Source organism: Trichococcus sp. K1Tr, assembly GCF_028309625.1.
GTDB lineage: Bacteria > Bacillota > Bacilli > Lactobacillales > Aerococcaceae > Trichococcus.
Map to the genome: position 1 here is coordinate 298645 of NZ_JAQMHR010000002.1, position 12693 is coordinate 311337.

Annotated in this window: 14 protein-coding genes; 11 read left to right on the top strand and 3 right to left on the bottom strand. The window is 48.1% G+C overall.

What is annotated here, in order from left to right:
• The first annotated feature begins 154 nt into the window (after positions 1–154).
• Both PH235_RS04835 and PH235_RS04840 read left to right on the top strand, forming a co-directional pair.
• Entirely contained in the window at positions 155–1075 is a 921-nt protein-coding gene (locus PH235_RS04835; RefSeq protein WP_272161284.1) for a peptidase U32 family protein, read from the top strand.
• A gap of 36 nt (positions 1076–1111) precedes the next feature.
• On the top strand, positions 1112–2350 hold the full coding sequence (locus PH235_RS04840) for a peptidase U32 family protein (RefSeq protein ID WP_272161285.1): 1239 nt from the start codon (positions 1112–1114) through the stop codon (positions 2348–2350).
• A gap of 94 nt (positions 2351–2444) precedes the next feature.
• Here PH235_RS04840 and PH235_RS04845 read toward each other — a convergent pair whose 3' ends face one another.
• The gene (locus PH235_RS04845; protein WP_272161286.1) at positions 2445–3635 is read right to left on the bottom strand and encodes an MFS transporter; all 1191 of its coding nucleotides are present in this window, start codon (positions 3633–3635) and stop codon (positions 2445–2447) included.
• Between the two features lie 214 nt (positions 3636–3849).
• On the opposite strand from PH235_RS04845, the gene PH235_RS04850 reads away from it, so the two are divergent.
• Both PH235_RS04850 and PH235_RS04855 read left to right on the top strand, forming a co-directional pair.
• Positions 3850–4872 carry a serine hydrolase domain-containing protein gene (locus PH235_RS04850; RefSeq protein ID WP_272161287.1) on the top strand — a complete coding sequence of 341 codons (1023 nt, stop codon included), beginning with the start codon at positions 3850–3852 and terminating at the stop codon, positions 4870–4872.
• A gap of 396 nt (positions 4873–5268) precedes the next feature.
• The gene (locus PH235_RS04855; protein ID WP_272161288.1) at positions 5269–6597 is read left to right on the top strand and encodes a uracil-xanthine permease family protein; all 1329 of its coding nucleotides are present in this window, start codon (positions 5269–5271) and stop codon (positions 6595–6597) included.
• A gap of 60 nt (positions 6598–6657) precedes the next feature.
• Here PH235_RS04855 and PH235_RS04860 read toward each other — a convergent pair whose 3' ends face one another.
• Both PH235_RS04860 and PH235_RS04865 read right to left on the bottom strand, forming a co-directional pair.
• Positions 6658–7776 carry a 5-methyltetrahydropteroyltriglutamate--homocysteine S-methyltransferase gene (locus tag PH235_RS04860; RefSeq protein WP_272161289.1) on the bottom strand — a complete coding sequence of 373 codons (1119 nt, stop codon included), beginning with the start codon at positions 7774–7776 and terminating at the stop codon, positions 6658–6660.
• Positions 7777–7905: 129 nt separating this feature from the next.
• Entirely contained in the window at positions 7906–8037 is a 132-nt protein-coding gene (locus tag PH235_RS04865) for a hypothetical protein (RefSeq protein WP_272161290.1), read from the bottom strand.
• 304 nt (positions 8038–8341) lie between these two features.
• On the opposite strand from PH235_RS04865, the gene PH235_RS04870 reads away from it, so the two are divergent.
• The 7 genes from PH235_RS04870 to arsB all read left to right on the top strand — a co-directional run bounded on the left by PH235_RS04870 (position 8342) and on the right by arsB (position 12668).
• A complete protein-coding gene (locus PH235_RS04870) occupies positions 8342–8632 on the top strand; it encodes an ArsR/SmtB family transcription factor (protein WP_106449034.1) in 291 nt (96 codons plus the stop codon).
• A gap of 23 nt (positions 8633–8655) precedes the next feature.
• A complete protein-coding gene (locus tag PH235_RS04875; protein ID WP_272161291.1) occupies positions 8656–8889 on the top strand; it encodes a thioredoxin family protein in 234 nt (77 codons plus the stop codon).
• 199 nt (positions 8890–9088) lie between these two features.
• The gene (locus PH235_RS04880; RefSeq protein WP_272161292.1) at positions 9089–10093 is read left to right on the top strand and encodes a permease; all 1005 of its coding nucleotides are present in this window, start codon (positions 9089–9091) and stop codon (positions 10091–10093) included.
• Between the two features lie 35 nt (positions 10094–10128).
• A complete protein-coding gene (locus PH235_RS04885) occupies positions 10129–10362 on the top strand; it encodes a thioredoxin family protein (RefSeq protein ID WP_068559151.1) in 234 nt (77 codons plus the stop codon).
• Positions 10363–10536: 174 nt separating this feature from the next.
• Positions 10537–11085 (top strand): arsenic metallochaperone ArsD family protein, encoded by a 549-nt coding sequence (locus PH235_RS04890; RefSeq protein ID WP_272161293.1) that lies wholly within the window; start codon positions 10537–10539, stop codon positions 11083–11085.
• 98 nt (positions 11086–11183) lie between these two features.
• The gene (locus PH235_RS04895) at positions 11184–11540 is read left to right on the top strand and encodes an ArsR/SmtB family transcription factor (protein WP_272161294.1); all 357 of its coding nucleotides are present in this window, start codon (positions 11184–11186) and stop codon (positions 11538–11540) included.
• A gap of 42 nt (positions 11541–11582) precedes the next feature.
• Positions 11583–12668 (top strand): ACR3 family arsenite efflux transporter, encoded by a 1086-nt coding sequence (arsB, locus tag PH235_RS04900; RefSeq protein WP_272161295.1) that lies wholly within the window; start codon positions 11583–11585, stop codon positions 12666–12668.
• The last annotated feature ends 25 nt before the right edge of the window (positions 12669–12693 follow it).

A 12693-nucleotide genomic window follows, 5' to 3' on the forward strand; every position in this document is an offset into this window, starting at 1 on the left:
CAGCTCTATACAAGGCGGAAAGAAAATGATTGCCTTAACAAGCAGTAGTGGTTTTGCACAACAATTTTCTGAAAACTTAGGGAAAACAGTCATTCACTTTTTATAAGTAATGTGATAATCTTATCAAGGAACTCGAATAAGGGAGGAATGTAGGATGATCGAGCTGATTGCAACAGCCGAGTCAGTAGCGCAAGCCAAGGAATTGGTGGATTGCGGTGTAGATATACTATATATAGGAGAGGATGAGTACGGCCTTCGTTTGCCGTATTCCTTCACCAGAGAGGAACAGCGTGAGATCATTGCTTATGCGCACGAGAAAGGCGCGCAAGTCAGTGCCGCGGTGAATGCGATCTTCCATAACGATCGGATCAATCAAGTGGCCGAATATCTGGCTTTCCTGCGTGAAGCGGAAGTCGACAGCATCACGTTGGGAGACCCCGGTGTAGTGCAGGTCATGCGGGAACAGGATTTGTTCATCCCTTACCGTTATGATGCGCAAGTCATGGTGACTTCAAGCGGACAGATCAATTTCTGGGCTAAAAGGGGAGCGGTCGGTTCGGTGCTGGCTCGTGAAGTGCCTTTCGAGGAAATGAAGAAATTGATTCCCGGCGCTTTGGTGCCGGTCGAAGTATTGGTGTACGGTGCCACTTGCATCCATCAATCGAAACGCAACCTGCTTGAAAATTACTTCAATTTCATAGAGAAAGAGGAAGCCGTGAACAAAGAGCGCGGGTTGTTCATCTCGGAGCCGAAAAAAGTGGATTCCCATTATTCCATCTACCAGGACCGCAACGGGACGCACATCTTCGCCAACAATGACCTTGATCTGATGCCCCATCTTGGCGAACTGACGGCTATCGGCGTCTCGCAATGGATGCTGGACGGGCTGTTCACCCCGGGAGAAAATTTTGTCGCGATCGCGAAATTGTTCGTGGAAGCGCGTGAAGCTTTCGCGGAAGGGATCTGGACGGATGAATTGGCGGAACGCTTGGATGCCGAACTGCGTGCTTTGCATCCCGCCAACCGAGAGTTGGACTCCGGGTTCTATTCCAAGGATCCGAACGAAGTTGTCTGATACTTTGATACTGAAAGAAAGAGAGTGTACACATACATGCGAACAATAACAAAGAAGCCCGAGGTCTTGGCCCCGGGCGGAACATTGGAAAAATTGAAGACAGCCATCCACTACGGAGCTGACGCCGTCTATATCGGCGGAGAAGCTTATGGATTGCGTAGCCGCGCAGGCAATTTTGACTATGAGGAAATGGCGGAAGCAGTCGCTTTTGCGCATAGCCACGGTTCGAAAGTCTATGTCGCCGCGAATATGGTCACCCATGAAGGCAACGAGGAAGGCGCAGGCGAATTCTTCCGCACGATCCGCGATATCGGCATCGATGCGGTCCTGATTTCGGATCCCGCGCTGATGGAAATCGCTGTGACCGACGCACCCGGCTTGCCGATCCATTTGTCGACACAGGCATCAGCGACCAACTACCAGACGCTCAATTTTTGGGCGAGCGAAGGCTTGGAACGCATCGTTTTGGCACGTGAAGTGTCGATGGCAGAAATCCAGGAAATGAACGAGAAGACCGATGTCGAAATCGAAGCCTTCGTCCACGGGGCGATGTGCATCTCCTACTCGGGCCGTTGTGTCCTTTCCAACCACATGTCGAACCGTGATGCCAACCGCGGAGGCTGCGCGCAGTCTTGCCGTTGGAAATACGGCCTGTTCGATATGCCGTTGTTGGGACAACAGAACCCTGTAGGTGCCGGCGAAGAAGGCATCGAAGAAAAATTCTCCATGAGTGCCGTCGATCTTTCGATGCTGGAGCACCTGCCCGATCTGATCGAGAGCGGCGTCGACAGCCTGAAAATCGAAGGGCGCATGAAATCGATCCACTACGTGTCGACTGTAGTCAATGTCTACCGCAAAGCCGTGGATGCTTACTGCGCGGATCCGGACCATTATGAACTGAAGCAGGAATGGGTGGATGAATTATGGAAAGTCGCGCAACGCGAATTGGCGACCGGTTTCTTCTATAAAGATCCGACCGAGGAGGAACAGCTCTTCGGCCAGCGCCGCAAAATTCCGCGCTACGGTTTCATCGGCCAAGTGATGGCATACGATCCGGAAACGCAGATGGCTACGATCCAGCAACGAAACAATTTCGGTGTCGGTGACGAAATCGAATTCTACGGTCCGGGATTGCGCCACAACATACTGACTGTGGAAGCCATCTGGAACGAACACGATGAAGCAATCGACCGTGCGCCTAACGCCATGATGATCGTGAAGATGAAAGTTCCTTTCGTGGTTGAACGTTTCGATATGATCCGCAAAAAGAAATAAAACCGGAATGACAAAAAAGAATGGCCCCGCGAGTATGCTGCTCGTGGGACCATTCTTTTTGATTTCGGTAAACCGTGTTGCATTCAGACTTTCATCAAGAAAAAAGTCGTTCTTTCGGCTGAGCCGGTACTTTGAACAGTAAGGCGATGACCGCAGCGATGACCGTAAAGACGAAAAGTAGCAGATAAAGGTAATTCAGCCCGATTGTGTCGATGATGGGGCCGGCCATCAACTGGAAGAAGATGGTGCCGATATTCCTGGAAAGCATGGCGACGACCGCTGTTCCTGTAGCAATCAGTTTCCGGTTCAATAAGGTGGAGACCATCTTGAGGTTCAGCATGATGAAGGTACCGGAAGCGAAAAACTTGGTCAGGACGGTCGCAATGGAAAGCACCAGAAAGTCGCTCGAAACGAAATTGATCAGATACTCTGTGCCGGAAAGGAACAGAATGGCCAGAAGGAGCTGTTTGTTCGTGAAATGGTCCATGAAACGATGCGACAAAGCCATCGCGATGACTTCCGCAAACAAAGCCACAGTCAGGGTTGTGCTGACAAGTGCGACCGGAGCACCCGTATCGGTCAAAAGCAACGGCAGATAACTGGTGTTGACTGTGTTCGTGCCGAAAATGATGAACGCCAAAAGCAGATAAGTGATGAACAGTTTGTTCTGGAAGATGTTCTTGAGCGTATTGCCTCCTGAAGTATCCTCCTGCTTCTCGGATGGATGCTCTGGAGAGGCAGCCGGTTGCTCCGGTTTAGGCAACAGATATAGGAACACGAGGCTCGAGAGATATAAGACGAGATATAGCACGAAAATGGATTTCGGCGATACAAAATCGTAGATGATCCCTGAAATCTGTTGCCCAGCCGCATAGCCGATTGTTCCCCAGAGACGAATTTGGCCGAATCTGTAAGGGCTGTTGGCCGCAAGCACATCAAACAGCGGTGCGAGCCCCAAGGTGATGGCGTTCGCCAAACCATAAACGAGCCCGAAGAGCCAGTTGCCTGTGAAGAAAAAGAGTCCACAACTGATGACAGCTGAAATTAGGACGTAGATGGTCACGGTCTTGCGCGTTCCCCATTTTTCATTTGAATAACCGATAAGTCCTTGGATGATGAGTGCGATTATGTTTGAAAGGATAAGGATGAATGAAATTTCCGACCCGCTTTTCCCTAGGCCGCGCATGTAGACGGTGATCAACGATGATAAAGCTGACATGGCCATAAAATAGAAGATGAACAATATCACGTATTGCTGATAAAGGCGTTCCTTAAAATACCCCATCGAATTACATTCCCCCAATAAGTTCACTAGTATACAATATTCTAACACATGATCCGGTGATAAAGCTGATTCTTTCTTAAATTGAAAAGTGCTTCGCAAATCTCATGCCATTCTTTCCCAAAATTGTAAAAAGCGTTCGAAATGTGCCGCGCATCAGGCTTGGGATGCGCTATAATGATAGACAACTATAGTAGTGGAAAGGAGGCGCTTGCTGATGTATCCAGAAACCCAAAAGAAAATCGCCGAGATGCTGGAAGGGAATGTTTTCCCCGGGGCGGCTTATACCTTTATCGATAAGGAAAAAACGGAAACCCGGCTGATCGGATCGGCGGCGATCCTGCCCGAGCGGGAAGACTTGCGGGAAGGCATGCTCTATGATGTGGCATCTTTGACGAAAGTGATCGTAACGAACACGCTCCTGCTCCGATTGCATGAGGAAGGGAAAATCAACTTCGAGGATCCGGTGCAGGCTCATCTGCCGGCATTCCGTTCTGGATCGGTGACGATCCGTCATCTGATGACGCACACGTCCGATCTGAAAGGCTACATCAAAAATCGCGATGCGCTTTCGGCCGAGGAACTCGCCGCCGCCTTGATTTCCCTTGAGCCGGGAGGAAATCTCGGGAAAAAAGTGGTCTACACCGACACTGGTTTGATCCTGGCAGGCTTCATCATCGAGAAGCTGACAGGGAAATCGGTTGAGGAAAACTTTGAGCAGCGCATCAAGCAGCCGCTAGCCATGACGGATAGCAGCTACCGACCGACCGATCCGATGCGTTGCGTTCCGACACAAAACCACCCGAGCAGAGGGGTGATCCGCGGTAGCGTGCACGATCCCAAAGCATTGATCCTGGGCGGACACTGCGGGAGCGCCGGGTTGTTTGCGCCGATGCAGGATCTGATCCGATTCAGCCAAATGATGCTGCATTTCGGGGAGTGGGAAGGCCAGCGGATTTTGCGGAAAGAGACGGTCCAAGCCTTGCTGCAGGATTGGGGAAAGGTCCAAGGTCAACCGCGTTCCTTGGGATGGAATCTGTTTCAGGATGGGGAAGACTTCGTATTGTGGCACACCGGCTACACCGGCACGTTCATGATACTGGATCCTAACCGACAAAAAGGGTTTTTGCTGCTTTCGAACCGGGTCCATCTAGAGGACCGCAGACCCGAATGGATAGCGGTCCGCGATGAGCTGATCGCCATCTGTCTGAAGGAAGCCCATGAGGAAAAAGCAGAATAACAAAAAAACGCCACTTTTTGGGTGGCGTTTTTTGCTGTCCTTGGATGGACGAATTTCTTCAGAAAGTGGACGGCGAAGTTGCAGCTTCATCGATCCTGTTCGGAGGTCTAAAGAAAAAGAGTAGTTTCTCTCAGTAACTATAGAGTATACAGAGATACTCTTAATATAGTATGACAGCTTATTAATATTTTGGATAGTAGCAAATGAGAAAATTCACATGAAAACTGCTATTGAAAATTTCACTGACAATTGATAAGATAGTGAAAGCAAAGTCCTTTAATATGATCCAGAGAGATCATGAAGGGTAACAAATCACATACATTTGATACCTTAGGTCCTTTTGCAAATAAACGTCAAAAGGGTATTTTTTTGCCCAAAAACAAGGAGGAAAAAGGTATGGCAATCAACCAAAAACCATTATTATTGGATGTGGATGAAAAACCGGAAGTGCTGAAAGGCATTCTGTTGAGTTTTCAGCACGTCTTTGCAATGTTCGGAGCAACAATATTAGTTCCGCTTATTTTAGGGATGCCCGTCTCGGTCGCTTTGTTCGCGAGCGGAATCGGCACACTGATCTATCAAGTGGCAACACAAGCGAAAGTTCCCGTTTATCTGGGTTCTTCATTCGCCTACATCACGGCTATGGCTGTGGCAATGGAACAAATGGGCGGAGACATTAAAGCCGCGCAGACTGGTGTCATCATGGTGGGTCTTGTCTATGTCCTGATTGCGGGACTTGTCAAAGCACTTGGCACAAAATGGATCGACAAGTTACTACCGCCGATCGTCATCGGACCGATGATCATGGTCATCGGTTTGGGACTGGCTTCGTCTGCAGTGACAAATGCCGGATTTGTAGCGGATGGGGATATCCGTCATATCATTGTGGCGATTGCAACTTTCCTGATCACTTCGTTCATCAACACGAAAGGGAAAGGCTTTTTCAAAATCATTCCTTTCCTGATCGGAATCATCGGAGGGTACGTCATCGCGCTTTTCATGGGTTTGGTCGATTTCCAACCTGTGTTGGATGCGAAGTGGTTTGAACTGCCGGGATTCTTTCTGCCGTTCGAAACACCATGGTTCGGTTCTTACGATCTGTATTTCGGACCGGAAACTTTGGCCATCATCCCAGTCGCATTAGTTACGATTTCAGAACATATCGGAGACCATACTGTTTTAGGAAAAATCTGTAACCGTCAATTCCTGAAGGATCCGGGTCTTTCCCGCACGCTTATGGGCGATGGTGTAGCGACTGCCGTTTCGGCATTCATCGGTGGACCGGCGAATACGACTTACGGCGAAAATACCGGCGTCATCGGGATGACGCGCATCGCATCCGTTTCCGTCATCCGTAACGCTGCCTTTATCGCAATCGGTTTGAGCTTCTTCGGGAAATTCACAGCGCTGATTTCAACCATCCCAACATCCGTATTGGGCGGGATGTCCATCCTGTTGTATGGTGTCATCGCCAGCAATGGTCTGAAAGTACTTATCGAGGAACAGGTCGACTTCAACCACGTCCGCAACTTGATCATCGCCAGCTCGATGCTAGTGCTGGGCCTGGGCGGCGCGGTTCTGGATATCGCAGGCGTTGTTACCTTGTCAGGTACAGCCTTAAGCGCTATTACCGGTATCACATTGAACTTGGTTCTACCGCATGAAGAGGCATACAATCCCAAACATCCGCTTCAGAAAAAAGAAGAACACAAACATAACCATTAATGCGAAAAACGCATCGCCACTCAATTCCAGAGTGGCGATGCGTTTTTTTTCGGGATTTTATCAGTCGCCCCAGACTTCATCAGCGATCTGCTTGACCAATGCTAATTTGGCCCATTGTTGTTCTTCCGTCAGATTGTTTCCTTCTTCGGTCGAAGCGAAGCCGCATTGCGGGCTCAGGCATAATTGTTCCAAAGGTACATATTTGGTTGCTTCAGCGATGCGCGCCTTGACTTCGGCGATGTCCTCCAACTCCGGCGTTTTTGAAGTAATCAGGCCCAAAATTATTTGGCCGTCGCCTTTGTAGTAGCGCAGTGGTTCGAACCCGCCAGCACGGTCGGTGTCATATTCCAGGAAGAAGCCATCAAAGCCGGTTTCGCCGAATAATTCTTTCGCAACAGGCTCATAAGCGCCTTCCTGCGAATAGGACGAGCGAAAGTTACCGCGGCAGATATGCGTCGTGACGACCAAATCTTCAGGCAGCCCGATTTGGATGTTTTTGACATTATCGGTTGCGATGCGCTTCAATTCATCGTAAGTTTCCTGAGAACCGAAAATTTCCAGTGCTTTGTCCGAGCAAAGGTCGCCCCAGAAAGTGTCATCGATCTGGATGTAACGGTTACCCAACGAGTAGAAGTGCAGGATCGTGTCGCGGTATGCCTGCTGCAGGTCGGCAGCGTACCCTTCCAAGGTAGGATAAATTTCTTCGTTGCGGAAACCGAGGCGGATCAATTGGTTCGGGCTCGGGATCGATACTTTCGCAACGGCTCTGTCGCCGACTGCTTCAGCCAAGAAAGCATAGTCCGCAAAGAAAGGATGTTCCGGATTAAAAGCGATCTTGCCGATGTTGCGCACGCTATGGGCACTCGTCACAACATTGTGGAATTGTTTGCCTTGCGCCGCAAGGTAACCTTCAAAGCCCAAGAGGTTTTCAAGAAAATCGAAATGCCAATAAGAACGTCGGAACTCACCATCTGTGATGCCTTTATAGCCTAGTTCGATCTGTTTGTCGACGATGCGTGTGATCTCAACATTTTCGATTTCGCGAAGGGCTTCCTTCGTGATTGTTCCCTCTGCCAGCTCTTTGCGGGCTTTTTTGATGCTTTCGGGACGCAAGAAGCTTCCTACGTGGTCTGCGCGGAAAGGCGCCTTCGTTCTGTTTAAAGTAGTTTGGGTTGTCATAATATTTTCCTGCTTTCTTTTTTGTTTTTTTTGTAAAAAAATACGTCCTTGCGCATTGTGCTGCGCAAGGACGTATGAAAGATTCACCGTGTTACCACCTTGATTCAGAAAAATCTCTCGATCTTTCCCTTAACCAGTACGCCTCAGCAAAACGCTGTTCCGGGATACTGTGATGCTGTAACGGGCATTCCCGTGGTACGCTAAGGTCCCTTGCAGAACGTTCGCATGCCATTCACTCGAAGACCATTTTCCAGATAGCATCCCTGTCCTCTTTTCAGCTGCCGAGGTTCTCTGTGCATTTCGTCCATCTGTACTTATCTTTTCAACGTGATTTCAATTTGAAATTAAATATATAATAACAATAGACTGAGAAGGAGTCAAATATTTTTAATTATTTTTTCATTTATCGGTTTCGACATATTGGCATCTGCGGCACTGCAAGGAGGAAATTGCAATTAGAATCGTTAGGGTATATACTTCATATAGATAGATGTCTATGCAATGAAATCAGGTGCGATGCGACTTCTGAGATGCATCCATAGACCTCATAAAAAGGGGAAAAGTTATGGCAATCGAATATAAAACATACGCGAAATGTCTGAAAGTCTTATCAGACGAAACTAGATTGGAAATCATGGATTTATTGTCGGAAGGGGAAATGTGCGCCTGTGCGTTATTGGATCAGTTTTCGATCACACAACCGACTTTATCCTATCACATGAAAATGATGAAGGACTGTGGCTTGGTGGACAGCAGGAAAGACGGCATTTGGGTCAAATACTCCGTGAATCATGAAAAGTTGGATGAGTTGAAGGACTTTTTCCAGACTATGGCCAAACAAAACACCACTGTATAATCATTCGAAAGCAGGGGATGGAAATGGAAATCAAAATTTTGGGACCGGGCTGCCGGAACTGCGAGAAATTGCAAGCCAATACAGCTGAAGCGCTGAAGAAGATAGGCATGGAAGCAACCATCATTAAAGTGGAGGACCCGAAAGAAATCGCAAAGTACGGTATCATGCAGACTCCGGGGCTGGTCATCAATGAAAAGGTCGTCTCATATGGGCGGATCCTGACGCCCAAACATATTGCAGAGCTCCTGCAAAAATGATGAACAGAGAAAACCTGTCCTATATGATTAAGCTGCGAAAACCGGTGTTAAACTCCGGCATTATCGCAGCTTTTTAAGTAAGGGCTCATTACCCAAAAACAATACATTGACAGTTATCTATGTGTGGGCGTATACTGACACATAGATAAATATCAATGTGTTGAACGGTAAAAATACAAACTAGAAGGTGCAATTTGTTATGGGAATTTTTCAATGGTTAAATGATCAGTTATTAAAAATGCAGTGGCTCAGTGATCTGGTCGCTTTGCTTGTCCGGGATGTCTTCGGATTGGATCTCGCCAGCAGGGTAGGCGGCAGCATCCACTTCTTCATCTACGACGTCATCAAAATCTTCATCCTGCTGTCGGTATTGATTTTCGGCATTTCTTATGTGCAAAGCTTTTTCCCGCCTGAGCGGACGAAGAAAATCTTGGGCCGGTTTGATGGGATCACCGCCAATATTCTGGCGGCGTTGCTGGGTACGATTACGCCGTTCTGTTCTTGTTCCTCGATTCCGCTCTTCATCGGCTTCACCGGATCGGGACTTCCGCTGGGTGTGACGTTTTCGTTCCTGATCTCTTCGCCGCTTGTCGATTTGGCATCCATCATCCTCTTGGCCAGCATCTTCAACTGGAAGATCGCCATCGCCTATGTCGTTGTGGGATTGATCCTTGCGGTTGTCGGCGGAACTTTCATCGGGAAGGCGCATCTGGAAGATCAGGTCGAGGCCTTTGTGTTCGGTAGCCCGACAATCGAACTGGAGGAAGCCGAGTTGACCAGGAAGGACCGGGTCGATTATGCCTTCGATCAGGTGAAGGAAGTCGTCCAAAAAGTGTGGCTTTACGTGCTCCTTGGAGTCGGTATCGGGGCGGCCATCCACAACTGGATTCCGGAGTCTGTCATCACGGCTCTGTTGGGTCAGGATAAATGGTATTCGGTATTGGTGGCAACATTCGTCGGTGTTCCGATGTACGCGGATATTTTCGGGACGCTGCCCATTTCCGAAGCGCTTGTCGCAAAAGGCGTCGGATTGGGGACCGTATTGTCATTCATGATGGGAGTGACAGCATTGTCCTTGCCGTCGATGGTCATGCTGAAGCAGGTCGTCAAGCCGAAATTATTGGGCCTCTTCTTCGGAATCGTGGCAATCGGCATCATCATCATCGGCTATTTGTTCAATTTCTTGGGACCAATCTTTATGTAATCAAATCAAAAATAATAAGCTGGAGGAATATCATCATGGAAATTAAAATTTTGGGTATAGGCTGCAAAAATTGCGTTAATTTGGCTAAGAACACGGAAGAAGCTTTGAAGGAACTGGGGATGGAAGCGACCATCACAAAAGTGACCGACATGAAGGACATTGCCAAATACGGCATCATGCGCACTCCGGGATTGGTCATCGACGAGAAAGTCGTCTCCTACGGTAAAGTCGCCAGTACGGAAGAAATCACAGAATTGCTGAAAAAATAAATATTATTGAGAGTGCCGGGTGGAGAAATGTTCTTCGCCCGGCACTTTTTTTGCGCATTTTCGATTTTAGGATTGACTGAAGATAGAAGAAGTTCTATATTGTAAAGGTACAAAAAAATATTCAAAACTATCAAAAGCTATTCAAAATACAAACAAGCTAAGGGGAAATGAATCATGACAAACATCACTATCTTTGAACCGGAAACAAGCAGCAGCTTGTTCAGCAGCCAGGATGCCCTGCGCATTGCAGCAGTAATGGAGGCCTTGGCGGATTTGGAGAACTATGAAGCTTTGCTTTTCAATTTGACGGATGATGCGGAGCAATTCGAATCCAACAAAGTGGTCAATGAAAAAATCGAAGCGGAAGGAAACACAATTTTGCCGATCACTGTTGTCGATGGAGAAATCGTCAAGACCGGCGCCTATCCAACCAATGACGAAATCACCGGTTACATCGGTGTCCGATTCGTTGAAGATACGGAAGGCGGCTGCGGTTGCGGCGGGCATGGCCACCACGATCATCACCATGGAGAAAGCGATCAAGCAAAAGGCGGCTGCGGATGTGGCGGGCATGGACATCACCAGCATAACCATGGAGAAAGTGGTCATGCGAAAGGCGGCTGTGGCTGCGGCGGACATGGCCATCATCATCACCACCAGCAGGAGGAAGAAGCAACATCAAGCAAGGGCTCTTGTGCCTGCGGTAATGGTGGTTGCTGCTAAAATGATAAAGAGTACGCGTGATTCGGGATATCCCCGGCTCGCGTTTCTTTTTCCAGCGTAGATAGAAAAACGTCTATATAAAAGGAGCATCAGCAATTATGGATTATGAAAATTATGCAAAAGTCGCAAAGGCATTGGCCGATCCGAAGCGCGTCAAAATTGTCGATATGCTTTCCTGCGGGGCCATGTGTGCCTGTGACATACTGGAACACTTCGATTTCACCCAACCCACGTTGTCCCATCACATCAACTTGTTGGTGAAGGCGGGATTGGTGACGACGGAGAAATCCGGAACGTGGCATTATTACGATCTGAAGAAAGATGCCTTCGAAAAATTCAAGGCGGATACAGCGGAACTGATGGCCGATACTCCGGCATGCATCTGTGAACCTGTGCGGTCAAAAGTAGTGTGTAGCACAGATGAAAAAGAAACCGATCAAGTGACGCAAAAATAGTGCTGTAAAGAGCGTAAAACAATAAATGGAGGTATAATAAAAATGAGTAGCAAAGAACAAACAAGCATTTCGTTCTTTAATAAATATTTGAGTGTCTGGGTAGCAATCTGTATGGTGGTAGGGGTGTTGATCGGCAAATATCTGCCGGCCATACCTGAATTCTTCGGGAAATTTGAATATGCGAACGTCTCGATCCCGACGGCCGTATTGATCTGGGTCATGATTTACCCGATGATGATGAAGGTGGATTTCCAAAGCGTCCGGGACGTCGGGAAAAATCCGAAAGGACTTTATGTCACCTGGGCAGTGAACTGGTTGATCAAACCTTTTACTATGTACGCCATTTCTGCCTTTTTCTTCTTTGTCGTCTTCAAAAATTTCATTACGCCTGAGTTGGCGACTGAATATTTGGCCGGTGCGATTCTGCTGGGAGCTGCCCCTTGTACCGCGATGGTGTTTGTCTGGAGTCAACTGACTAGAGGCAATCCGGCGTACACTGTCGTTCAGGTTGCGACCAATGATCTGATCATCCTGGTTGCTTTCATTCCGATCGTCAAATTCTTATTGGGCGTCAGCAATGTTACGGTTCCTTGGGACACCTTGATCCTGTCTGTCGTGTTGTTCGTTGTGATTCCGCTGGTCGGAGGAGTCTTGACGCGGATCTTCGTCACAAAGAAAAAAGGCGTTGCTTATTTCGAGAAGGATTTTCTTTCGAAATTTGATGGCGCAACCACTGCAGGGCTGTTGTTGATGCTGGTCTTGCTGTTCTCTTTCCAAGGAGAGGTCATCCTGGAAAACCCGTTGCACATTTTGATGATCGCCGTACCATTGATTCTGCAGACATTCCTGATTTTCTTCATTGCCTATTTTGCAAGCAGAGCATTGAAGCTTCCTCACGCAATCGCCGCTCCGGCCGGAATGATCGGCGCATCGAACTTTTTTGAACTATCTGTCGCGGTCGCCATCGCGTTGTTCGGAATGGATTCTCCAGCGGCATTGGCGACGGTTGTGGGTGTCTTGACTGAAGTGCCTGTGATGCTGATTTTGGTGAAAATCGCCAATTCGACAAGACAATGGTTTCCTGGAAAAGAAAATAGTGTAGTAAATCCTGTAAAAACGGTAAAATAAGCCACTTTAACTGAAAAGGAGAATT

Coding starts and splice junctions, on each gene's coding strand:
- PH235_RS04835 (WP_272161284.1), top strand. CDS start 155: ATGATCGAGCTGATTGCAACAGCCGAGTCAGTAGCGCAAGCCAAGGAA.
- PH235_RS04860 (WP_272161289.1), bottom strand. CDS start 7,776: ATGACAACCCAAACTACTTTAAACAGAACGAAGGCGCCTTTCCGCGCA.
- PH235_RS04890 (WP_272161293.1), top strand. CDS start 10,537: ATGACAAACATCACTATCTTTGAACCGGAAACAAGCAGCAGCTTGTTC.
- PH235_RS04865 (WP_272161290.1), bottom strand. CDS start 8,037: ATGCTATCTGGAAAATGGTCTTCGAGTGAATGGCATGCGAACGTTCTG.
- arsB (WP_272161295.1), top strand. CDS start 11,583: ATGAGTAGCAAAGAACAAACAAGCATTTCGTTCTTTAATAAATATTTG.
- PH235_RS04840 (WP_272161285.1), top strand. CDS start 1,112: ATGCGAACAATAACAAAGAAGCCCGAGGTCTTGGCCCCGGGCGGAACA.
- PH235_RS04870 (WP_106449034.1), top strand. CDS start 8,342: ATGGCAATCGAATATAAAACATACGCGAAATGTCTGAAAGTCTTATCA.
- PH235_RS04880 (WP_272161292.1), top strand. CDS start 9,089: ATGGGAATTTTTCAATGGTTAAATGATCAGTTATTAAAAATGCAGTGG.
- PH235_RS04895 (WP_272161294.1), top strand. CDS start 11,184: ATGGATTATGAAAATTATGCAAAAGTCGCAAAGGCATTGGCCGATCCG.
- PH235_RS04855 (WP_272161288.1), top strand. CDS start 5,269: ATGGCAATCAACCAAAAACCATTATTATTGGATGTGGATGAAAAACCG.
- PH235_RS04845 (WP_272161286.1), bottom strand. CDS start 3,635: ATGGGGTATTTTAAGGAACGCCTTTATCAGCAATACGTGATATTGTTC.
- PH235_RS04885 (WP_068559151.1), top strand. CDS start 10,129: ATGGAAATTAAAATTTTGGGTATAGGCTGCAAAAATTGCGTTAATTTG.
- PH235_RS04850 (WP_272161287.1), top strand. CDS start 3,850: ATGTATCCAGAAACCCAAAAGAAAATCGCCGAGATGCTGGAAGGGAAT.
- PH235_RS04875 (WP_272161291.1), top strand. CDS start 8,656: ATGGAAATCAAAATTTTGGGACCGGGCTGCCGGAACTGCGAGAAATTG.